We start from the raw sequence: 22,020 nt of genomic DNA on the forward strand, positions 1-22,020 counted from the left end.
CTCGACGAGCTCCTCAGGACTTCTTGGACTTCTTGCCGCTGGACTGCCCCGATCCGTCCCCGTCCGCGGGGCGCTTGCCGGTTCCCTGGGCGGGTTTGTCATCGTAATCGTGCCACTCCCCGTAGTTGTAGTTCGCGACGTTCGGGAAATCCGCGTGGTTCACGGTGACGATGCCGTTCTTGTCCGTCTCGATCCACCGGTAGGCCGCGGTGACGGGAATGCCGTCGGGGTTGGTGCGCGGTGCCAGCACCTCGATGCGGTTGATGGTGCTGCCCCGGTCGTGCGCGCTGGAAAGGTGGTCCTCGACGTGGCGCCAGGACGCCTCGTTGGTCATGCCCTCGCGGTAGTGCCCGCTGTTGGACGTCGCCCGCTGCGGGTACATGTTGATGTACTCGCCGGGTCCGCCCGCCTCGTGCGCAGCGAGGTGACCGCCTGCCCAGCGCCAGTCCGGGTGCACGACCCGGCCTTCCTCGCCGGCGTGGTCCTGCGAGGTCTGGTCCCGGTAATAGCGGTCGGCGGGCAACGCGGTGGGGCTGTCCTTGTAGTGCGGGGTCCCGGACATCTTGGTGGTCTGGCCGTGGGAGTCGGTGTTGAAGACCCAGTTGCCGTCGATCTTGTACTGCGCGTCCGGCCGCACGCCGTCCCTGCGCAGCTCGACGTTGCCCCGCACCTCCTTGGAGCCGCTCGCGCTGGAGTCGACCTCCACCCACTCGATCTTCCCGTTGCCGTTGGTGAAGAAGCTGGCTCCCCGCTCCGGGAAGTCGTAGCGGGTGTTCGGCGCGAGCTCGACCTTCTTCTTCGGGTTGTCGGTCAGCGAGCTGAACGGAGTGTTCGGACCGATCTTCTTCAGATGCTTGTTCTTGTTGTTCGAGTCGGGAAGGCTGATCGGACTCTGCCCGTCGGGGTGCCCGGGCGGCCTCGTGAAAGTGCTGTCCGGCGGTCGGTTCCAGGTCGTGACCGGATCGGGCAGCGCCGGGGGCGCTGCGGGGGCCTGCGGCGCTGGTGTGAGCCCGGGGTACGGGACCGAGGGTTGCGTCGGGTTGAGAACCGTGGTGGTCCACGGCGGAGGTGGGTCGTACGGCGGCTTGGAGTGCGGTGGCACGTTGCCCGGTGCCCGGTCCTCGGCACCTTCCGGCCGGGTGTCCGGGGTCCCGCTGCCCGGCGGGTGGAAGCCGTCGGCGGTCGGCCGCGAGGTGCTGCCCGCCGGGTAGTGCGTGGTCCAGTTGCCGTTCGGCGGCCAACCGGGACCGCCGTTCGGGTCCCGGTCACCGGAGAACACCCGGCCGTCGTTGTCGGTCCAGGCCCGCCCGCTCGGCGCGGTGACCGGAACACCGAGGTCGGCGGCCAGGTCGCGGGCCAGGCCGCTGCTGCCCGAGTCGCAGGCGATCAGCCGGATCGGCTTGTCGCCGTCCCAGTTCGGGTCGTTGCGGATCATGTCGGCGAACTCGCCGGGGGTGAACGTCTGGTCCCCGATCCGCACGTTGCCGTCCGGCGTCGAGTGCACGTCGACGGTGTGGTGCACGCCGTCGTCCGGCACCCGCTGCGCGAGGTCCTTCATCGCCGGGTCGTCGTGGTACGACGAGCCGCTCGGCGTGCTGTCGCGCTGCGCCTCGGCATCGGCGATCTGCTGACCGCGGTCCGGAGCGGGGTCCGGTCGCGGCCCGTCCTGCGATGCCGGGGAGTCCGGGCGGCCGTCCGGACGCGGCGATGGGGGCACCACCGCGGCGGCGTCGGGACCGCGTGGCGGCGGCGCGGCCGGACGCGGTTCCGGTCCGCGCGGGGTGTCGGTGCCGCCGCGCGGCGGCGGACCGGCGGGGGAGCGGTCCGGCTGGCGCGGGGTGTCGCCGCCGCCGGGGCGGTCGGCTGGGCCGGGCGAGCCGCCTGGACGACCGGGCCCACCCGGCGTCGGCCCGCCGGGAGTCGGTCCACCGGGCGTCGGTCCTGCCGGGGGCGGGCCGCTCGGCCGACCGGGGCAGCCCGGCGTCGGCCCGCCGGGAGCAGCTCCACCGGGCGTCGGTCCTGCCGGGGGCGGGCCGCTCGGCGTCGGTCCGGGCGTCACGCCGCCGCCGGGTGCGGGCTGGTCGCCGCGTGGCGGGGGCGCGGTCGGCAGCGGACCCGCGGCCGGAGGCGCCGGTGGTGCGTCCACGTTGGCCGACGTCGTGCTGGACGGGCCCGTTTGGCGGTCCGGTGTCGGACCGGTCGGGAAGGAGCTGATCGGCGCACCGGGGACCGGACCCTCGTCCGGGTTCGGCCCGTTGTCGGGACGTGGTCCGCCGTCCGGTCGCGCGCCACCTTCCGGGCCGCCCGGCGAGCGGACGCCGGGGGCTCCGCCGCTGCTCGTCGGCTGGTCGTTCGGTGGTGTGGAGTCCGGGTGCGGCGGTGGGGCGCCGCCGTCGGGCGGCGTCGGGCCGACGTCGCGCGGAGGCGGCGCGGGTGCGTCGGCGGGCTCGGGGCGCGGCGGGGTGCCCGGTGTCGGCCCGTTGTCGGTTTCCGGGGTCGGTCCCCGGTCCGGCGACGGGGTGTTCCCGGGCCCGTCGGGGGACGGGGTCGTTCCGCGGTCGGGGCTCGGTTCCGGTGTGGTGCCGCGGGAGGCGTCACCGTCCGGGGTCGGGCCGGTCTCCGGGGACGGCCGGGATTCGCCGTCCGGACGCGGCGAGCTGCCGTTGTCCGGGCTCTCGCTGGGAGGTGTCGGGCTCCGGTCGTCCGCGCCGTCCCGGGTCGTACCGCCGTCCGGTGTGGACTCCGGGGTCGGTGCGGTGTTCGTGTCCGGCGGCGTGGTGCTGCCGTCCGGTGTGGACCCGTTGTCCGGTGCGGGGCTCCGGTCGGACGGCGGTGCGGTGCCGCTGTCCGGTGTGGAGTCCGGGGACGGCTGGGAGCCGCCGTCCGGAGTTGGGGTGGTGACGCTGTCCGGCGTGGGCGTGGACCCGAACGTGCTGGGACCGTCGGAGGCGTCCCGCGTTCCTGAGTCGGGGACGCTGGACGAGGGCGGCGGGGTGTTCGTCGTGCTGTCGCCGGGCGGCGGCGTGCTGCCGGAGGTGTCCGGCGCGGGCGTGCCGGGCCCGGCTCCTCCCGAGGGCGGCGTGGGGGTGCCGCCGACCGCCGGGGGCGGACCGGCGGTCGGGACCTCCGGTGCCGGTGAGGTCGAGGAGGTGTCGGCCGCCGGGGGCGGCGTGGTCGCGCCGTCGCCGCCCGAGGCGCCCTCGCCCGCGAATGCGGTGGGCGTGTCCCCGGCCGGGGGCGTGGTGGCTCCGTCGCCTCCCCTGGACGTCGAGCTGTCGGGCGCCGGGCTTTCGGGCGTCGGAGTCTCGGGCGCCGGGGTCTCGGGCGCCGGGGTCTCGGGCGCCGGGGTCTCGGGCGTCGAGCTGTCGGGTGCCGGAGTCTCGGAAGCGGGAGGCGGCGTGGCGCCGTCGCCGGTCGTCGCGCCGTCGTCCGAGGGCGGTGGTGCGGAGGTGTCCGGTGGCGCGGCCGGGCCGTCGTCGGACGGCGCGCTCCGGTCGCCGGTGGGCGAGTCGGACCCGCCGGTGTCGGTGCCGGGCGGGGGCTCGTCCCCGGGTCCGGGCGCCGAACGGTCACCACCACCGCCGTCGGCGTCGGGGACGTCGGGGACGTTGATGTTGTCGACGCCGGCCCCGACACCGCCCATCACGCCGCCGGTGAACCCGCCCGAAGCGGCGGCCATGCCGACGTTGCCGGGGTCGATCTCGCCTTCCATGATCAACTGCTCGGCGACGCTGCTGACCGTGCCTTCGGCCGCGCCGGTGATGCCTTCCTTGACGATCGAGCCGCCGACGCTGTCGCCCGCCGCGCCCCCGATGCCGCGGCCGATCGCGCCTCCGACGCCATCGAACAGGCCGCCCACGACGCCGCCGATGGCACCGCTGATCGCGGCCTCGCCGAACTTCTTGAGGTCGTAGCCGTCGCGCTCGCCGGAGGCGATCTGGATGCTCTGCACGGCGAGCTCGATGCCCAGCGAGAGGGTCATCTCGATCGCGATGTTGATGATGAGCTGGCGGAAGATCTGCATCACGACCACGCGCGTGACGCCTTGGGCGGCGGCGATCCCGGCGGTCGAGGCGCCGAAGGTGAACGGCGCGGCGGCGATCATCGCGGCGATCTGCGCGGCGAGCGCGATCATCGTCGCGATGATCGTCAGCTTGGTGTGCTCGACTTCCAGCGCGGCGTTGTCGCAGGCCTCGGCGAGCTGCTCGCAAGCCTTCTTGAGCTGCGGCAGGGCGGCCTCGTCACCGTCGCCGATGTCCTTCCAGAGGTCGGTGAAGGAGTCGGCGGTGCGGCCCCGCATCGCGCCCTTGGTCTGCTCCGCGCCACGGTTGGCCTCCACCTGGACGCCGTCGACGCCCTCGGCGGCGGCGCGCCAGGCATCGGCCATCCGACGCATCGCGTCCTCGTCGCCCTCGGGCCAGGACTGGCCGACGCAGAGCGGGACCAGCCACTTGATCTCCTCGGGCATCTCGATGCTCATGTGGTCCGCCCCTTGTTCTCGACCTGGCCGGACCGGCCGATGTTCACGGCGGAGTCGAGGTCGCGGGTTTCGGTGTCGTCCGCGGTGCCCTTGAGGTTGTCGTCGATGTCGCCGAGCGCCTTCACGGTCTTCTCCAGCGCGTCGAAGAGGTCGTCCCGGCCCTTGGTGTACTCCTTGCCGAACTTCTCGCCGGCCTCGTCGGTGCCCCAGCACTCGCCTTCGGCCTCCAGCGCGGACCGCAGGGTGTTCAGCACCCCGTCGAGGTCGCCACCGGCCGCGCCGATCTTCGCGCCGCCCGACCGGACCTCCTCGGGCTGCATCTCCATTTCGTCAGCCATCAGCGGTCCTCCCGCAGCAGGAAGGTGTCCCGCGGCTCGTCGTCGTCCGGGTCGGAGGCGGCCGGGCGCGCTGGCGCCCGTGGTGGTGCGGCAGGTGGCGGTGCGGCGGCCGGCCGCGGCTCCTCGGGCGGCGGTGCCGGGCGCCCCGGGGAACGCGGCTGCGCGGCCCGCTCGGCGTCGGGATCGGGCGGGGTGAGCAGCGTGCCGCGCGAGGGCAGCAGGTCCTGGAACGACGGCGCCCCGGGCACGATGTCGGAGAGCTCGGGCAGCGGCCCGCTCGGCGCGAGTTCGTCCTGCAACGCGCGCTGCGCGGTCCCGGAGGCCTCCCGGACGACGCCGGTGATGGTCTGCGACAGCCGCTCCGGGGTGCTGCGCGCGAACGCCTTCGGCGAGAGCGCGATCTGCTGCACCGTCCCGGTGGCGTCGACCCGGACGGTCACCAGGCCGTCCTCGGAGGTCACCTCGTAGGTGCGCTGCGCGGCCTCCGCCTGCTTGCGCCCGATCTCCGCGGTCTGCTGCCGCAGATCGGACAGCATCCCGTCGATCTGGCTGCGCAGCGCGGCGTTCCGATTCTGCAGCTCAGCGCGCCGCGCCGCGGCCCCGTCCTCTTCCGGCAACTCCGACACCCTCCCGGCGCATCGCGACGACGATCAACCAACCCCGATGAGAATGACGTTCGCCGATCCCCACCGGTGCCGCGGGGGCCGGGAAAGACTCCGTCCAGCCCCGACGTTGCTCCGAACGGAGTAGCCGGTATGTCCGGTCCGGGCGGTGTGGGAGGTAACGGCGCTGGTGCCCGTCCGATCGTGCGTGCGCGGTCAGTGCTGAACTGATCGCGGACCGTTCCGGCGGGCACCGTGCCGGATCACGCTGCGGAAGGCCGGTTCACGTCGAGGATCTTCACCCGGTTCTCCTCGAACTTCGCGAACAGGGCCTCCTTGCTCTGTTCTTGAGCGAAGGCCGCTTCGGCCGAAGTGATCGGGATGAGCGAGACGAGCTGCACCTCCGGCTCCTGGCTGTCCGGGTACAGGCTGAACTTGTCCCCGAAGAACGGGGAGGGGTGAGCCAGGACGGCCTGGATCGGGGAGTCCTCGATGAGCGGCTCCTCGCTCTCGACGACCATGCCGTAGTCCAATCCCTGCCCGGTTTGGACCAGCATCGTCGCGAGTGACTCTGCCAGGTACTGCGCGATGTGCCGCTGTCCCTCCCACAGGGAGCAGACGAGTTCTTCCGGCATCATCGACGTGATCTTCTGTAATCGCAGCCCGTTGGTGACCACCGTGCTGATTCCCGGATCGGGCATGTTGAAAAAAACGAGGTCGAATCCCCGGTTTCCGGCGACCGACTCGGCCGACTGGATCTGCTCCACCGCGCCTAGGTGCGCTTGCAGGTGGCCAAGCAGCCCTATGTCGCGCGACATGTCTCCATTTTCCCGGGGGTACGTTCTGGCGCTGAAAAACTACTCGTCTTGCATCTATTGCTCGCGCTGTTCGGTGCGGAGTTCCGCTGGGAACCAGGCCGGCGTGTTTGCCATGGTCCGAGGAAAGTTCGACTGTTCTTCTAGGAAGTCGGCCAACGAAGGCTGACTGTTCCACTGTGGTTCGTTTTCTCTGTTGTAGACGATTTCGTACGTGTTGGGTGGGCTGAGTCGATAAAGAGCTGAAAACCAGGTTCCGAGACGTTTGCGGTGCATCCCCACTCGAAGTCGCCACAGTAGCTGCCATGACTCATCGGGCGGTGACCATTGGATGAGATTACCCGCCGAATCCTTTGCGCCGGCTCCGACCTGCACGTGTCGCCCAATCGCCTTGTATTCCAATGCTATTCGTGACCAATCCGTTGGCGCGGACTCGAGGACCAGTCCCGTCAGTTCGTTGAGCAAAGCATTTTGCTCGTCGGGGTCTAGTTCCAGGCTCACCATATTTGTTCTACTCCTGTTTTCGGCTTACCGTAGGCGTTGCTGAGAGGATGTATTGTACTGCTTCGGTGCCGTGGGCCAAGTGGGCTACCGTACTATTCGGATGGCGTAATGATGGCGCTCAGCCATGCAGGCGTGCACTCGAGTGTTCTAGGGAACGCGATGAAGTCGAGCTCGTAAACCTTTGGGTCCACGGGCGGACTCCATTCAGGATCATGATCATAATTAAAATTTATGGCAGATCCGTGATCTCTTGCCAAGGTAAGCTCGACGGAAAACCAAGCTCCGCGGGTTGGGTGCGCCATATTCTTGCGCAGTTCCCGCATGATTTCATGGGCAATTCCTGGGAGGCCGACCAAGATCTGACGGCCATCTCTCGCCACCGTGTCGAGCTCGGCTTGGCAGATCGTAGTGCTTGCCCGGTAGAGAAGCGAAATCTGTTCCCAATCCGATGGTGCCGCCGATGTGAGCTCTCGGCATAGAATTTCGGTCAGCTCGCTATCGGGAATAGGGGGTTTGGGGTCCGTAGTTGACATCGGGCACATTGGGGAATATAGCTTCCTTTACGCGCGATTTCCCGTCGGCTGACGTCTCGACCCAGCGATACCGGACCTCCCTTGGTATTCCGTCCTTGTCTCGTGGAGCGAACACTTCGATGCGGTCAACACTGCAGCCCGGTTTTTTTGCGTGTTCGGTTAAGTATTGTTCCAGTTTGTACCACGATGCCTCTGGTGTCCATCCTTGTCGGTTGTTTCCGCTGTTTGATGCATGCATTTGCGGAAACATGTTGATGTACTCTCCGGGGCCACCGAAATTGTGTGCTGCCATGTGCCCGCCGGCCCACTTGTAGGTTGAATATACTGCGTTTCCCTCGTCTCGGGAGGCGTCCTGTGCTCCCTTGTCGCGGCCGTACATGTTGTTTGGCAGCGCCGAAGGGGTGCCGCGTATGTGCGGCACGCCGGACATCGATTCCGTGCGGCCCCATGGATCTGTGTTGAAAATCCAATTCCTGTCGACCCTGTATTGGGCATTGGGCAGCGGGTTGTTCAAATCCGGGTTTCTGAAAACAGGATTGAGGTCGGTATCCGATCGATCAATGTCTACCCATTTGATGCGACCGCGTTCATCTGTGTAGAAGACACCGCGTCCCTCCACTGCGTATCGAGTGAACGGCTTTAGCTCCGCTTCCCTCGAGCTGAAAGGTTCCTTTTCGTCCAGTTCGCGCAGTGCAGGATCGTTATCGGGCGCGTTCCGAAATGCTGCCGGATCAGGGTTGTCCCAGCGTGCGAATGGTTCAGGCGCATCCGGGTGCGACAGCGGGCCCCGGTATTCCGGAGAGAACTCGTCCGGGTCGATCCCAGGGATCGTGTCGGTCGGCGTTGGTGGTTCGAGCACGGCGATCTCGACGTGCTCTGGGGGGTCGTCGTATGGTGCGCCGAGGCGTCGGCCCGGAACCTGGTTCTCAGGAAAAAGTGCATCTTGTTCGTATTTGTTCTCAGGGACTACGCCTCGGACGCGACGCTGCTGCCCCCGCGCCTCGGCGTCGTCCGGTCGTGATCCGGGGTCTTCGCCGTCTCGGGTGGGGTGGAAGCCGTCGGTGCTGGCGGGGGAGCTGGTGCCGTCGGGGCTGTGGGTGTCCCAGCCGCCGTCCGGGGGCCAGCCCGGGCCGCCGTCGGGGTCGGTGCTGCTGGCGAAGACCTGGCCTTGGCCGTCGGTCCAGGCCTTGCCGCGCGGGGCGGTGACGTCGACTTCCAGTTTGCGGGACAGGTCGGCGGCGAAGTCGCCGGAGTCGCAGCTCACCAGGCGGATCGGTTTGCCGTCCCAGTCCGGGTTGCGGCGCATGAGGTCGGCGAACTCGTCCACCGAGTAGCTGCGGTCGCCGATCTGGATCCGGCCGTCCGGGCCCATGTGGGCGTCGAGGGTGAAGTGCTCGCCGTCGTCGGGGACCCGGCGGGCGAGGTCCTGCATGTTCGGGTCGGTGTGGCCCGAGGCGCCCGCGTCGGTGCGGTTGTCGCGCAGGTGGTCGACGCCCTCGTCGATCTTGCGCTCGTACTCCGGCGTGCCCGGCCTCGGGTTGTCCGCGTCCGCCGGGCGGTCGGGGTCCTGCCTCGGCTGCGCGTCCGCCGGTCGGTCGCCGCCGTCCGGGTCGCGCGGCTTGTCGGCGTTCGGCGGGCGGTCTCCCGGCCTGTCGGCGTCGGGCTTCGTGGTGCCCGGTTTCGCCGGGTCGTTGCTGGGGGTGGTCGACTCCGGTTTTGTCGGGTCCGGCTTGCCCGCGTCCGGCTTCGCCATGTCGGGCTTGGCCGGGTCCGGTCTGAACCCGTCCGGCCTGGTCGGCCCGGGGGTGGACGGCCTCGGTGGTTGCTGGCCCGGGGGCTGCGGCCTGCCGCCGTCCGGCCGCGCGGTGTCGGGGCGGGGACGTGGTGGTTCGCCGCCGAGGCCCTGGGGGCGCTGCGGGGCCGGGCGGGGAGCGGGCGCGTCGGGTCGCTGCGGTGTGGTGCGCGGTGGGGCGTCGCCGCCTCGCGGGCGTGGTGCGGGGGTGTCCGGCGTGGACGGCGGTCGGGCCGCTCCCGGGCTGCCCGGCGTGCCGGTCCAGCCGCCGCCGGAACCGGGGCGGCCGGTCGGGCCGCTGGGGGATCCGCCGCTGGGGCCGCCGGCGCCCCCCGGGGTGGCTCCGCCCATCGCGCCGCCTGAGGGGGTGGTGCCCGTCGGCTGGTCGGGGCGCGGTGCGCCGGGGGCCGGGGTCTGGGGGGTCGGGCCCGCCGGGGCGTCGACGCTGGAGGAACTCGTCGTGGAAGGTGTGGTCGGCGTGGTGCCGCTCGTTCCGCTCGGCGACGGGACGTGGCCGCTCGGTGCCGACCCGCCGTCCGGTGTGGATGGTGTGCTCGGCGTTGTGCCACCGGCCGGTGTGGACGGAGTCGACCCTCCGCCGCCGGATAGGTCGCCGGTGAAGGACGTCGTGCGCGGTTCCGGGCTGCTGGCCGGGGACGGCGCGGGGCCGTTGCCCGTCGGTGCGTCCGTTGTGGACGTCGGTCCGGGTGACGGTGATGTGCCGCCGGGGCCGGTTCCGCCGGAGACACCCGGGCTGGTGCCGGGTGAGGTGGTCGGGCTCGTTCCGCCTACGCCGTCGGGAGAATTGCTGCCGAGCGGGCTCGGACCGGTGCCGGGCGCGTCTCCCGTGGTGCTGGAGGTGCTGGGGGCGTCGCCGCCGGTGCCGTTCGGGGCGGAACCGTTTCCGCCGGTGCCGGGGGCGTTTCCGTCCGTCCCGTTCGGACCGGGGGTGCTGCCGTCGGTGCCCGGGCTGCTGGTGGTGCTGGGAGTCTCACCCGTGCCGGTCGGTCCCGGGCGGTTGGTGCTCGGGCTCGTGCCGTCGCCACCGGTGCCGGTCGGCCCTGGTCCGTTGCCTCCGGCGCTCGGGCTGGTGGGGCTCGTGCTGGTGCCGGTCGGTCCCGGGCTGGTGCCGTCGGTGCTCGGGGTGTTGCCGTCACCGCCCGTGCCGGTCGGGCCTGGCCCGTTGCCTCCGGTGCTGGGGGTGGTGCCGGGGTCGTCGCCTCCGGTGCTGGGGCTGGTGCCGTCGCCGCCGGAGCCGTCGGCGTTCGGGGCGTCGGGGCTGTTCCGGCCGGTGATGTTGGTGCCGAAGGCGTCGTCGACCTTGCCCCAGGCGCTTTCGGCGAGCCGGTCGGCCATCCGGCCCGGGATGTCGATCTTGTCCGCCACCCGACCGACCGTCGAGATCGCCGAGCCCGCCGCCTCCCCGGCCTTCTTGCCCAGCTTGCCGAGGAGTTCCATGACCTTGGAGAACGCCTCGACCATCCGGCCCAGCTTGGGCGAGACGTTGCTGATCGTCTTGGTCAGCTTCTGGACGACGTCGGCGATCTTGGTGACGGTCTTGCTGATGAACGCCACGGCCTGCGGCACGACCCACGACAGCGACACCAGCGGCGGCGCGAGCGCTTCGAGCGCGTAGGTGATCAGCCGCGAGATGCAGTCGGCGACGAGGTCGCGGACGAACTCGCGGACGAACGAGACGACCTCGCCCATCACCGTGACCACGGTGCTGATGGTGTTGGCCAGCTCGGAGGCGCCGACCAGGGCTTCGCCCTTCTCGGCGGCGTAGCGGCGGTAGGCGTCACCGGCCGCGCCGGTCCACTCCGCGGTGTGCGCTTCGACGGCCTGGGAGTACTGCTGCGCGGCCTGGCCCACCGCTTGCGAGACGTTGGCCCAGGTGGCGCCGTAGGCCTTCACGCCGTCGGGGTCGCCGGCGAACCAGTCCAGCGCCTCCTTGAGCGGTTCGACGTGCTCGATCAGCCAGGACAGGCCGTAGGAGAGCAGGGTGCCGATGGGATCGACGACCATGCTGACGGCTTCCATCGCCATGCCGCCGTAGGCCAGGCCGGATTCGACCCAGCTCGACTCGTCGTTGAGGCTCTGGACGTCGTGGAACGATTCGAGGATGCCGATGCCGGTGATGGATTCCGGCGCGGCGTTCGGGTCCTTCGGGAGGGTGTCCTCGGTGACGACGTAGGGGTTGGTCACGCCAAGCTCCCGAGGCTGTCGCTGTTGTCCTCGTCGACGGACTCGTAGTCCTCAGCGGTGGCCCGGATGTTGTCGGCGGTCTCCCGCATCGCCTCGACGGCCTTCTTCAGGGCCTCGATGCCCTGCTGCTCCACCGGGTCGATCATCCACGCGAACGGGCGGCACAGGATCCCGTAGGCGTCGTTGTCCAGCGACACCTGCTGCGAGGCGTCGACCGCGGTGCCGAGCTGGTCGACCACACCGTCCACTGCGGACGCGTGCGCGCGCAGGTTCGCCACGACGACGTTCATCCGGTTCGCCACGGTGGTCCTCCCCCTCGAGCAGACCTCGATCGAGGATGACGCCCCGCCGTCGCGAGCGGTGCCCCTTCACCGCCCAATGCGGCCGGACGGCCGCGCAACTTGCGCCGAACGGCCCAAGGCCCGGGTTACCGGACGCGGTCCAGCGCGGCCGTCGTCGTCGACGCGGGGAACGGGGAGCGGGCCACGGCCGCCGCGCGCGGCAGCGACCCCGCCGCCACCGCCGAGCACAGCGCGGCGAGCGCGGCCAGGTCCTCGCGCTGGGCGCGGGCGAAAGCGGCGTCGACCGGGGTGCCGTGACCGGGCACCACGACCTCCGGGGCGAGTGCGAGCAGCCGGTCCACGGCGGTCGGCCAGCGCAGCGGATCGGCGTCCTCGAAGTCCGGTGGCCCACCCTGCTCGACGAGGTCCCCGGCGAAGACCACCGCCGCGTCGGGGACCTCGACCACGAGGTCGTGGTCGGTGTGCCCGGGACCGAGGTGGTGCAGCCGCACCCGGCGGTCGCCGAGGTCGAGCTCCGCCCCGTCGCGGACCAGCCGGTCGGGCTCGACCGGTCGCGCGGCCTCCAGCGCCGCCGCCAGCGCGGTCTCGCCCCGCTCCCGGTAGTGCCGCGACCAGTGGGCGCGCTGCGGCTCGGCGGTGCGGGCCAGGTGCGCCGGGAAACCGGCGTGCGCCCACACCGGCGCGGGCCGGAACGCCGCGGTGCCGAAGCAGTGGTCGAAGTGCGCGTGGGTGAGCACGACCTGCACGGGCAGCGCGGTGATCCCGCGCACCTCCTCGGCCCACCCGGCGCCCCGCACCTCGTCGCCGCCGGTGTCGACCACCACCGCCGACCCGGTGCCGAGCACGAGCCCGGTGGTCAGGTCCAGCTCGTCGTGCCTGCGCACCAGAACCCCGGCGGCGATCTCCTGCCAGCTCATCCGGTGATGATGGCACCGACCGGGGTGCGCGGTGTCCGAGCGGGGTTTGGCACACTGCCCGCGTGCGCGTCTACATTGGCTCCGATCACGCGGGCTTCGAACTCAAGAACCACCTCGTCACCTGGCTGACCGAGCGCGGTCACGACGTCACCGACGTCGGTCCCGCCGAATACGACGCCCTCGACGACTACCCCCCGTTCTGCGTCGAGGCCGCCCGCCGGGTGGCCGCCGACGAAGGCAGCCTCGGACTGGTCCTGGGCGGCTCCGGCAACGGCGAGCAGATCGCGGCGAACAAGGTGCCCGGCATCCGCGCCGCGCTCGCCTGGAGCGTCGAGACCGCCGAGCTCTCCCGCAAGCACAACGGTGCCCAGGTGGCCGGGATCGGCTCCCGGATGCACACCCAGGCCGAGGCGGAGGCGATCGTCGAGGCCTTCCTGAGCACCGAGTTCGAGGGCGGTCGGCACCAGCGCCGGATCGACCTGCTGTCGGACTACGAGAAGACGGGTGAGCCGCCGGCGCTGCCCGGCAACTGAGGGCGCTCACCCGACGGAGGATCGGATGGACCAGCCGCGCCCTGGCGCCGCGCTGCTCGCGCCCGTGGTGGCCTTCGGCGGCACGGCGCTCGGGTCGCTGGTGGTCCACCTGGTGCACCGCGCGTTCGCACCGCAGCTGGTGCTGGCGCTGTGCTCGCGGCCGTCCTGCGCGCTCGACGTCGCGCTGTGGTCGCTCGTCGGCGGCTTCGCCGTGCTGTGCCTGGCGACCCTCGCCGGGACCGTCCTGGCCTTCCGGGTGCGGTCGGTGCGGGAGGCGCTGCGCACCGGCGGGCTCGTCGCGCTCGGCGGCACCCTGCTCCAGGTGCTCGGCGCGGTCCTGCTGTGGGTGCTGCTGCCGTGACGCTGCTGCCGACCGGAGCGGAGTGACATGCCCGAAGGACACACCCTGCACCGGCTCGCCTTGCTGCACCGGGAGCGCTACGCCGGTGCCCCGGTGGAGGTGCGCAGCCCGCAGGGGCGCTTCGCCGACAGCGCCTCGCTGCTCGACGGCGCGGTGCTGCGCGGCGCCGAAGCGCACGGCAAGCACCTGTTCCACGTGTACGGGCCGGACCGGATCGTGCACGTCCACCTCGGTCTCTACGGCACGTTCGCCGAATCCCCGCTGCCCGAGGAGACCCCGCGCGGCCAAGTGCGGATGCGGCTGGTCGGCGCGACCCACTTCACCGACCTGCGCGGCCCCACCCGGTGCGAACTGCTCACCGGGCCGGAGGCCGAGGCGGTGCACGCCAGGCTGGGCCCCGACCCGCTGCGCTCCGACGCCGAGCCGGAGCGGGCGTGGGCGCGCATCGCGCGGTCGCGCACCAGCATCGCCGCGCTGCTGATGGACCAGGGCGTGCTCGCCGGCGTCGGCAACGTCTACCGGGCCGAGGTGCTGTTCCGGCAGGGCATCGACCCGCGCACGCCCGGTCGCGCGCTGGACCGCGGGACGTGGGAGGCGATCTGGGCGGACCTCGCCGAGCTGATGGCCGACGGCGTGCGGATCGGGCGGATCGACACCGTGCGGCCCGAGCACCTGCCCGAGGTCACCGGCCGCGCGCCGCGCCAGGACCGGCACGGCGGTGAGGTCTACGTCTACCGGCGGGCGGGGATGCCCTGCCTGGTGTGCGGCGCGGAGGTGGCGCTCGAGGAGCTCGTCGGGCGCAAGCTCTACTGGTGCCCCACCTGCCAGCCTTGAGGCCGGGGAACGGGCCTCAGAAGCCGCCGAAGTCGAAGCCGCCGAAGTCCAGGTCGTCCAGGCCGCCCTCGGCATCGCCCGGGGTGCCGTCGAGGTCGTCGGCGTGGGCTTCGGCGGGCACCCCCGCCATCCCGCTGAACAGCGCCGAGGTGACCGCGAGCGTGCCCAGTCCCCACGCGCCCGCGACCAGGGCGGGCTGCCACCACGCGCGGCTGTACCAGCCTTCGGGCACCGGTCGTCCCGCGACCGGCCCGCCCGGGTAGTAGTACGGCGTCCGCTCGGTCGGCGTCGGCGAGGCCACCTCGCGTTCGCCGTCGACCTCGACGTCCCGGTACTCGGTGACCTGGCCCGCGCCGCGCCGGCCGGCCAGCTCCGGCAGCTCCGGTCCCGGGTCCAGGTCCATCGCGGTGCGCGCCGCGCGGATGTAGTAGAGCCCTTCCAGCGCGGTGCCGGTGGTCAGCTCCGCCCGCGTGGTCGTGGTCGTCTGGTCGAGCTGGGACAGCGCCGCCTGGTGCCGTTCGGAGGCGTCGGCGAGGGCTTGGCGGGCGGCGTCGTTCGTGCCGGTCAGGGTCAGGACCTGACCGCCGAGCCGTTCGACCCAGCGGCGGGCCTCGGCCCGGGCGTCGTCGAGTTCGCGGCGGTGCTTGGCCGCCGCCGCGCGGCGGGCCCACCAGAGCCCGCCGACGATCACCAGGGCTGCCAGGACGATGACGATGAGCGCTTCCACCGGAGCCTCCAGACCGCCGGGGTTCACCCTCGACCCTACCCCGCGACGGGACCGCCCGCGGGGCGGGAATTGCAGGTCAGCGCAGGTGCACCGGAGGTCGGCCTCGCCCCGGCGACGTGCCGGAGCGGGTTCCTCAGAACTGCTCGGGGCAGTGCGGCGGCCGGTCGCCGGCGAAGGCGCGGGAGAGCTGCTGGAGCGCGCCGGGGGAGTGCTCGGCGATCCGCCCGGCCCGGCCCAGCTCACCCAGCGTCGTACCGCCGAGGTGGACCGCGCCCAGGTCGGCGACGTCGAGCGCGACCGACGGTGCGGCCTCGCTGCGGGTCACCTCGGCGACCCCGTCGGCGATGCGCAGCCGCCAGCGGCCGGCGTTCCAGGGGCACACCGCGTCCGTCACGTCGAGGACGGCGTCCACCGGCCCGGCCATCGGGTAGCGCCGGGAGGTCAGCGCCGCGGGCAGGTCGACCAGCCGGACCCAGATCCCGTCGGTCACCTCCCGGAGCGCCTGGCGGGGATCGGCGAGCATCGCGAGCACCGGTTCGTCCACGGCGGCGTGGGACCAGCGCACCTCGGCGACCAGGTCGACGTCGAGCAGGTAGCGCACGAGCGCGGCGTACGCCTGCGGCGTCTCGGCGGCCAGCTCGGTGACGTGCAGGGCGTAGCTCGGTCCGCGCAGGCCCCAGCCGTGCTCGGCGCGGTACAACGCGTACCCGCCGGGGTGGACGGCGCAGCGCACCGGCCCCTGGCCGCCCCGCCCCGGCGCTTCGACGGTCCGCAGCCGCCAGGGCTCGTCGTGCCGGGTGAACCAGCCGACGCGGTCCGCGGCGATCGCCGGGTGGTGCTCGGCGACGGCCGCCAGCCCCCGGTCCAAGCCGACCTCCCGGACCGGGCGCTCGTCGATCGCCACGTCGGGCCGGAACCGGGCGCCGCGCGGCACCGCCAGCCGGACCTGCTGCGTCGCGGGTCCGTAGCCGAACCGGCCGTAGATCCCGCCTTCGGAGGCGTACAGCGCGGCGATCGGGGCGCGTCCGCGCAGCCCGCGGAGCTGCTCGCGCATCAGCGCGCGGAGCACGCCGCGCCTGCGGTGGCCGGGAGCCACCCCGACGTTGGTCACGGCGGCCACCGGCACCCCGGTCGCGCCGGGCACGATCAGCGTCCGGTCCAGGGCGGCGCACCCGCCGATCAGCTCGTCGCCGTCGAAGGCGCCCAGGGACCGCGCGTGGCCGAACTCGGCGCGGCTGCGCTCCCGGGCCTCGTCCGACTCCGCGTCGAGGAAGGACGCCTTGAGCACCGAGTGGAACGCGTCGTGGTCAGCCGGGCCGAGGTCCCGCGTGCTGATGTCCGCCATGTTCCGGTTGTACCGGGCGCGGCAACCGGTTTTCCGCCGCGCCCGCTTCACCCGGGAGGGTGGTGAGCGAGGGGCACCAGGTGCAGATCGGCCGAGCGGGTGGGGCTCAGGCGCCGAGCGGGACCTGGGTGACCGGTCGCCACTCCGGGCACGAGTGGTCGCGGTTGAGCTCGACCAGGGACAGCGCGCCGACCTTCGCCGTGGCCGGGTCCACTTCGGTCGCGCTCAGCGTGGCGACGGCGAAGATCGCCGGACCCTCGGTGGTGGAGTGCGCCAGGCTGACGTGCCGGTCGACGTCCTCCGGCACCGGCGGCAGACCGCCCTCGCCCAGCACCGCCGCCGCGCCACCGCGCACCGCCGAGCGCAGCTCGGTCACGGTCGTCTGCGGCTCGGCGGGCAGCGACAGCGACTCCGGCTGCACCAGCGCCCGCTGGAACACCAGCGTGAACGGGGCGATCCGGGCCAGCCGGGAGCGCGTCTCGGCCACCAGCGAGTCGAGCGCGGCGTCGTCGATCTCGTCGGTGAAGCCGACCTCCTGCACCAGGATGTGCATCCACTCCAGCGGGACCAGGTCGAAACCGGGCAGCTCGCGCAAGGCGTACTGGTAGTTGTTCACGAGCGTGCGCAGACCCGGTTGATCGGAGAACGGCAGCAGCCACGCGTAGCTGGTGCGTCCGGCGTGCCAGCCCGGGCGCCAGCGGGCGTGGTTGCGGACTTGATCGGCGTGCGGCATGTCGGCGGTCACCCCCCACATACTGCACCGCGCGTCCTCGTTGTGAAGCACTGTTGACCTATCTCACGGTTCGCTCCCGAGCGCGTTCACCCTCCAGGGTCGCGCGCCATTCCGGGTCGAGCGTGGGCGCCGCGTCGACGTCCCGCACCCGCAGCGCGAGCAGGATGCCCAGCACGGTGAACACCGCCCCGGCCAGGAACGCGCCGTGGTAGCCGGCGAGCTGCGCCCGGGCCAGCTCGGCGGGCACCGACGGATCCACAGTGGAGGTGGCGAGCTCGGTCGCGGCGACCAGCAGGGTCGCCACCACGGCGGTGCCCAGCGCGGTGGCGACCTGGCGGCTCACGTTGAACATCGAACTCGCGTGGCCCATCGACTCCGGCGCGGTGCGGGCGAACGTCGCGGTCTGCAACGGCGTCATCAGCAGCCCCATCGCCACGCCCTGCACCACCAGCAGGCCCGCCAGCGCCCAGATCGGCGTGTCCAGCCCGAGGAGCTGCATCCCGCCGACGACCAGGAGCTGCACGCCGAACCCGGCCAGGATCAGCCGCTTCGGGCCGATCCGGCCGTAGACCCGGCTGACCACCTGCGTCACCACCAGCATGCTCAGCGCCTGCGGCATGAGCGCCAGTCCGGCCTCCAGCGGCGAGGCGCCGCGCAGGTTCTGCAGGTACAGCGGCACCAGGAACAGCACGCCGAACATCGCCGCGGTCTGGGCCAGCAGCAGCGCGTTGCCGGTGCCGAACATCCGTTCGCCGAGCAGCCGCAGGTCCAGGATGGGCTCCGAGGTGCTCAGCTCCCGCCACACCAGGCCCAGGATCAGCACCACCGAGGAACCCAGCGCCGTCCACACCACCGGGTCCGACCAGCCCTGCTGGGCGCCGTGGTCCAACCCGAACAGCAGCGCGGCCAGGCCGGAACCCGCCAGCAGGAATCCCGGCAGGTCGAAGCGCCCCGGCCGCTCCCGGACCTCCTCCTTCAGGAACAGCACGGTGAACAGCAGCGCCAGCACGCCGACCGGCACGTTGATGAAGAAGATCCACCGCCAGCTCGCGTACTCCACGAGCGCGCCGCCGAGCACCGGACCCAGCGTCGGCGCGATGGTGACCGGGATGGCCAGCACCGCCCCGGCCTTGGCCCGCTCGTGCGCGGGGAAGGCGCGGAACAGCATCGCCTGCCCCACCGGCACCAGCATCCCGCCGCCGACGCCCTGCAGGATGCGGGCGCCGATCAGCATCCACAGCTCGGTGGAGATCCCGCACAGCACCGAGGCCGTCGTGAAGATGACGACCGCGGCCTGGAAGGTGCGCTTGCTGCCGAACCGGTCGGCGATCCAGCCGGAGGACGGGATGAACACCGCGAGGCTGAGCATGTAACCGGTGAGGACCCACTGCAGCCCGCCGGGCCCGACGCCGAACTCGCGCCCCAGCGTGGCCAGCGCGACGTTGAGGATCGTGACGTCCAGGATCTGCATGATCAGTCCGAGCACGAACGTGATCCCGACCAGCCACTTGTACTCGAGTCGGCGCACCCCGGGTCCCCCTCGACGGTTTCGGCGCTGCGGCGGCACGGGCCGCGCGGCACCACCCGTCCAGGGGGATACCGCCCGCGTCACCGTCCGAATCCAACCGCTCGGGCGGCGCGGTATTCCCGGCCGGTGAGTCGGATCACCCGCGATGACGAGTGGCCCGGTCGCGACGAACGCGACCGGGCCACCGGTGGAGCGGGCGACGGGAATCGAACCCGCGTAGCCAGTTTGGAAGACTGGGGCTCTACCATTGAGCTACGCCCGCGTGCCTGGCCGAACCGTCGGCGCGTGGCGGCCCGCGACGAGTGCTCCGCAGCGGGTCCGGCGCCTTTTCGACCTTGCGTGCTCCACCTTAGCGGGTCGCGATAGGCTTCCGGCAACGCACCCGGGGTTTCCGGGTGCGCCGCACGTCGGACGGGGTGTGGCGCAGTTTGGTAGCGCACTCGCTTTGGGTGCGAGGGGTCGTGGGTTCAAATCCCGCCACCCCGACGTCGCGGCCGGTCGCTCGCTTCGGTGGGCGACCGGTTCCTCGTACCCGGACCGGTAACGGTCCGTGGTCGCGCACCGATTGCCCCCGTGTGGATGAGGGAAGAACGATCGCGTCGCGCGTGCACCGGCCCGCGGTCCTGATCTGCGGCGTGCTCGGGGCGCTCACCTTCGCGCTGGTCGGCGTGTCGCTGTGGGTGCCCGGTCCGGCGCCCACCAGTTCCGACTCGCCCGGTGGCATCGTCACGGCGGTGACGCCGACCGAGCTCGGCGCGGCGGGGGCCGGCCGATGAGCACCGGCCACGGGAGAATCAGGGCAGCGGGTCCACCGAGGTGACCGAGGTGGCGCTCGGGCGGACCGGGGCGCCGCCGCAGCTGTTCGGCCGCGGCGGCTCCAGCGGCTGCTCGCGCACCACCGCCCGCCAGCGTCGCCCGTCCTGGTGGACGACCACCGGGTCGGGCCCGGATTCGTCGACGCGCAGCGCGTCCAGCCGGTGTTCGCCGACGAGCTCGCGCACGGCCAGCTCCGCGGCCTGCCCGGCGTGCGACCACGGGGACCGGCCGCGGCAGCCGGTGCGCGCCAGTTCGCCGCGCCCGGCCGCGGCCAGCACCTCGCGGGCCGCCGCGCCGTCGAGTCGCCCGAACGTGTAGCCGCTGGGCAGCAGCACCGAGGCGGGGGCGAAGCGGTGGCCGCCGGTGTGCGAGGTCTCCCAGACGTCCGGTCGGTCGCCCAACTCGCGCACCAGGTCCCGGCCGAGCAGCGCGCAGCACCGGTCCCGCCGCCCGTTCGTGCAGACCAGCAGCACCGGGTCCGCGGGCCGGCCGAGGTCGGTGGCGGACAGGTCCAGGTCCAGCAGCGCGGCGGGGTCGTCCACCTCGAACCGGCGCAGCGCCCCGCCCGGGGTGCTGCGGGCCACCAGCGCGGTCCGGGGCGCGGCGGTGTCGGCGTGCCTGCCGGGGCGCCGGATGAGCTGGAGCCGGAAGCCGTGCGCCCCGGCCCGCTCGGCGAGCTCGCGGCCGAGGTCGGGGTCCAGCCCGCTCTGCACCGGGGCGTTGCGCCCCCACGGTCCGGGTTGTTCGAGGCAGAGCCAGCCGGTCGTCACGGCCGCGGTGCCCGCCAGCGGTTCGGCGAGGTCGGCGGACAGCGCGGCGCAGGAGTCCTCGTGCACCGCTCCACCCAAGCACGCCGGTGCTCCGGGGCGGTGCTCCGGCGCCCCCGGGCCAGCCGTCCCCGGTCGAAGCAATAGACTCGGAGGTCAGCCCGGCATCATTGGACGTGGCCACGGCCACGCCTGACGGCAGCGCCGGGAGTCAAGCACGTTCGCACTAGGAGACCACGTGAAGAGCACCGTCGAGCACCTGAGCCCGACGCGCGTCCGGATCAACGTCGAGGTGCCGTTCGACGAGCTCAAGCCGAACTTCGACCGCGCGTACAAGGCCCTCGCCCAGCAGGTCCGCATCCCCGGCTTCCGGCCGGGCAAGGTCCCGTCGCGGGTCCTGGAGAGCCGCATCGGTCGTGCCCCCGTGCTCGACGAGGTCGTCAACGAAGCGGTTCCCGCCAAGTACCTCGAAGCCGTCAACGGCAGCGAGGTGCAGACCCTCGGGCGCCCGGACATCGAGGTGACCAAGATCGAGGACGGCGACGAGATCGCCTTCACCGCCGAGGTCGACGTCCGGCCCGAGATCACCGTGCCCGCCTTCGGCGAGCTGTCGGTGAGCGTGGACGACGTCGAGGTCACCGAGGACGAGGTGACCGAGCAGCTCGATTCGCTGCGCGCCCGGTTCGGCACCCTCGCCGGTGTCGAGCGCCCGGCGCAGCAGGGCGACTTCGTCAGCATCGACCTGTCCGCCACGGTCGACGGCGAGGCGGTCGAGGAGGCGCAGACCAGCGGCCTGTCCTACGAGATCGGCTCCGGCCAGCTCATCGACGGCATCGACGACGCCCTGAACGGGCTCTCCGCGGGCGAGACCGCGACCTTCACCACCCAGCTCGTCGCCGGGGACCACACCGGCCGCGACGCCGAGGTGACGGTGACCCTGAACTCCGTCAAGGAGCGGCACCTGCCGGAGGTCGACGACGAGTTCGCCCAGATGGCCAGCGAGTTCGACACGGTCGACGAGCTGGTCGCCGACCTGCGCGAGCGCCTCGGTCGGGTGAAGCGGATGCAGCAGGGCGTGGAGGCCCGGGACAAGATCCTGGAAGCGCTGCTGGAGACCACCGACATCCCGCTGCCCGAGAAGGTCGTCGAGTCCGAGGTCGAGGTGCGCCAGCACGACGCGGTGCACCCGTTCGACCACGACGAGGAGCAGTTCAACGCCTCGTTGCAGGAGCAGGGCAAGACCCGCGAGGAGTTCGACGCCGAGACCCGCAAGGAGGCGGAGGAGGCGGTCAAGACCCAGCTCCTGCTGGACACCATCGCCGACGCCGAGCAGGTGACCGTCTCGGACAACGAGCTCACCGAGCGGATCATCTACCAGGCGCAGCGGTACGGGATGAGCCCCGACCAGTTCGTGCAGCAGGCCCAGGAGGCCAACCAGCTCGGTGCCATCTTCGCCGACGTCCGGCGCAGCAAGGCGCTGTTCACGGTCGTCCGCCAGGCCACCGTGACCGACTCGGCCGGCAACGAGCTGGACCTCGACGAGCTGTTCGGCTCGCAGGAGGAGGCGCCCGCCGCCGAGGAGACCGGTGAGGTCGAGGGCGAGGTCGCCGAGGACGCCAAGCCGGGGGAGCCCGCCAAGGCGGAGTGACGCGACTCGGAGAACATGCTCTAAGCGAACGTGGGCGGTACTGGGAAGCTGGTGCCGCCCACGTTCGTTAGGGTCGTTGTTAGCGGATCACCCGAGAGGGACACACCGACATCATCCCGGGGGAGCGGCGACCTGGTCCACTGTGGAAGCGGCGGGCGCGGCGGCTCCGGGTGGGAAGACCCGTTGTGGGAGAAGGCAGGGAGACGTGACGCAGCATCTGACTGGTCCGGTGTCCGACGC

Annotated in this window: 18 protein-coding genes and 2 tRNA genes; 6 read left to right on the plus strand and 14 right to left on the minus strand. The window is 72.1% G+C overall.

Going from position 1 to position 22,020, the window contains the following annotated elements; all coding sequences use genetic code 11:
- Positions 1–13: 13 nt before the first annotated feature.
- The 8 genes from ABD976_RS17740 to ABD976_RS17775 all read right to left on the minus strand — a co-directional run bounded on the left by ABD976_RS17740 (position 14) and on the right by ABD976_RS17775 (position 12,488).
- Positions 14–4,480 (minus strand): WXG100-like domain-containing protein, encoded by a 4,467-nt coding sequence (locus tag ABD976_RS17740; RefSeq protein WP_345364528.1) that lies wholly within the window; start codon positions 4,478–4,480, stop codon positions 14–16.
- Entirely contained in the window at positions 4,477–4,818 is a 342-nt protein-coding gene (locus ABD976_RS17745; protein ID WP_345364530.1) for a WXG100 family type VII secretion target, read from the minus strand. Before ABD976_RS17745 ends, ABD976_RS17740 begins: the two co-directional genes overlap by 4 nt.
- Positions 4,818–5,435, minus strand: a complete 618-nt coding sequence (locus ABD976_RS17750) for a YbaB/EbfC family nucleoid-associated protein (RefSeq protein ID WP_345364532.1) — start codon at positions 5,433–5,435, stop codon at positions 4,818–4,820. The genes ABD976_RS17745 and ABD976_RS17750 overlap by 1 nt, the downstream gene beginning before the upstream one ends.
- A 248-nt stretch (positions 5,436–5,683) precedes the next feature.
- Complete coding sequence (locus ABD976_RS17755; protein ID WP_345364534.1) at positions 5,684–6,238, minus strand: suppressor of fused domain protein; 555 nt, start codon at positions 6,236–6,238, stop codon at positions 5,684–5,686.
- 54 nt (positions 6,239–6,292) lie between these two features.
- A complete protein-coding gene (locus ABD976_RS17760; RefSeq protein WP_345364536.1) occupies positions 6,293–6,739 on the minus strand; it encodes a hypothetical protein in 447 nt (148 codons plus the stop codon).
- Between the two features lie 495 nt (positions 6,740–7,234).
- Positions 7,235–11,269 carry a hypothetical protein gene (locus ABD976_RS17765; protein ID WP_345364538.1) on the minus strand — a complete coding sequence of 1,345 codons (4,035 nt, stop codon included), beginning with the start codon at positions 11,267–11,269 and terminating at the stop codon, positions 7,235–7,237.
- Positions 11,266–11,571 (minus strand): ESX-1 secretion-associated protein, encoded by a 306-nt coding sequence (locus ABD976_RS17770; RefSeq protein WP_345364540.1) that lies wholly within the window; start codon positions 11,569–11,571, stop codon positions 11,266–11,268. Before ABD976_RS17770 ends, ABD976_RS17765 begins: the two co-directional genes overlap by 4 nt.
- A gap of 125 nt (positions 11,572–11,696) precedes the next feature.
- Positions 11,697–12,488, minus strand: coding sequence for an MBL fold metallo-hydrolase (locus ABD976_RS17775; RefSeq protein ID WP_345364542.1), 792 nt, complete (start codon positions 12,486–12,488; stop codon positions 11,697–11,699).
- Positions 12,489–12,550: 62 nt separating this feature from the next.
- Here ABD976_RS17775 and ABD976_RS17780 point away from each other — a divergent pair, with 62 nt between their 5' ends.
- From ABD976_RS17780 to ABD976_RS17790, 3 genes are read left to right on the plus strand one after another with little or no spacing between them, the layout of a single operon-like run.
- Positions 12,551–13,021: a ribose-5-phosphate isomerase gene (locus tag ABD976_RS17780; protein WP_345364544.1), complete on the plus strand. Its 471-nt coding sequence runs from the start codon at positions 12,551–12,553 to the stop codon at positions 13,019–13,021.
- Positions 13,022–13,046: 25 nt separating this feature from the next.
- On the plus strand, positions 13,047–13,382 hold the full coding sequence (locus tag ABD976_RS17785) for a hypothetical protein (RefSeq protein WP_345364546.1): 336 nt from the start codon (positions 13,047–13,049) through the stop codon (positions 13,380–13,382).
- Between the two features lie 27 nt (positions 13,383–13,409).
- Entirely contained in the window at positions 13,410–14,216 is an 807-nt protein-coding gene (locus ABD976_RS17790) for an Fpg/Nei family DNA glycosylase (protein ID WP_345364549.1), read from the plus strand.
- Positions 14,217–14,232: 16 nt separating this feature from the next.
- Here ABD976_RS17790 and ABD976_RS17795 read toward each other — a convergent pair whose 3' ends face one another.
- The 5 genes from ABD976_RS17795 to ABD976_RS17815 form a co-directional block, all read right to left on the minus strand.
- Complete coding sequence (locus ABD976_RS17795; RefSeq protein ID WP_345364551.1) at positions 14,233–14,943, minus strand: hypothetical protein; 711 nt, start codon at positions 14,941–14,943, stop codon at positions 14,233–14,235.
- Positions 14,944–15,076: 133 nt separating this feature from the next.
- The gene (locus tag ABD976_RS17800; RefSeq protein WP_345364553.1) at positions 15,077–16,288 is read right to left on the minus strand and encodes a GNAT family N-acetyltransferase; all 1,212 of its coding nucleotides are present in this window, start codon (positions 16,286–16,288) and stop codon (positions 15,077–15,079) included.
- 106 nt (positions 16,289–16,394) lie between these two features.
- Positions 16,395–17,033, minus strand: coding sequence for a 2'-5' RNA ligase family protein (locus tag ABD976_RS17805; protein WP_345364555.1), 639 nt, complete (start codon positions 17,031–17,033; stop codon positions 16,395–16,397).
- Positions 17,034–17,079: 46 nt separating this feature from the next.
- Positions 17,080–18,549 carry an MDR family MFS transporter gene (locus tag ABD976_RS17810; RefSeq protein ID WP_345364557.1) on the minus strand — a complete coding sequence of 490 codons (1,470 nt, stop codon included), beginning with the start codon at positions 18,547–18,549 and terminating at the stop codon, positions 17,080–17,082.
- Between the two features lie 188 nt (positions 18,550–18,737).
- A tRNA-Gly gene (locus ABD976_RS17815) sits at positions 18,738–18,811 on the minus strand.
- A gap of 150 nt (positions 18,812–18,961) precedes the next feature.
- On the opposite strand from ABD976_RS17815, the gene ABD976_RS17820 reads away from it, so the two are divergent.
- Both ABD976_RS17820 and ABD976_RS17825 read left to right on the plus strand, forming a co-directional pair.
- Positions 18,962–19,035 (plus strand) — tRNA-Pro (locus tag ABD976_RS17820).
- A gap of 119 nt (positions 19,036–19,154) precedes the next feature.
- The gene (locus ABD976_RS17825; protein WP_345364559.1) at positions 19,155–19,325 is read left to right on the plus strand and encodes a hypothetical protein; all 171 of its coding nucleotides are present in this window, start codon (positions 19,155–19,157) and stop codon (positions 19,323–19,325) included.
- Positions 19,326–19,343: 18 nt separating this feature from the next.
- Here ABD976_RS17825 and ABD976_RS17830 read toward each other — a convergent pair whose 3' ends face one another.
- Entirely contained in the window at positions 19,344–20,201 is an 858-nt protein-coding gene (locus ABD976_RS17830) for a ferredoxin family protein (RefSeq protein ID WP_345364562.1), read from the minus strand.
- A gap of 169 nt (positions 20,202–20,370) precedes the next feature.
- Here ABD976_RS17830 and tig point away from each other — a divergent pair, with 169 nt between their 5' ends.
- Positions 20,371–21,780, plus strand: a complete 1,410-nt coding sequence (gene tig / locus ABD976_RS17835; RefSeq protein ID WP_345364564.1) for a trigger factor — start codon at positions 20,371–20,373, stop codon at positions 21,778–21,780.
- The last annotated feature ends 240 nt before the right edge of the window (positions 21,781–22,020 follow it).

Source organism: Saccharopolyspora cebuensis (genome assembly GCF_039542665.1).
GTDB lineage: Bacteria > Actinomycetota > Actinomycetes > Mycobacteriales > Pseudonocardiaceae > Saccharopolyspora > Saccharopolyspora cebuensis.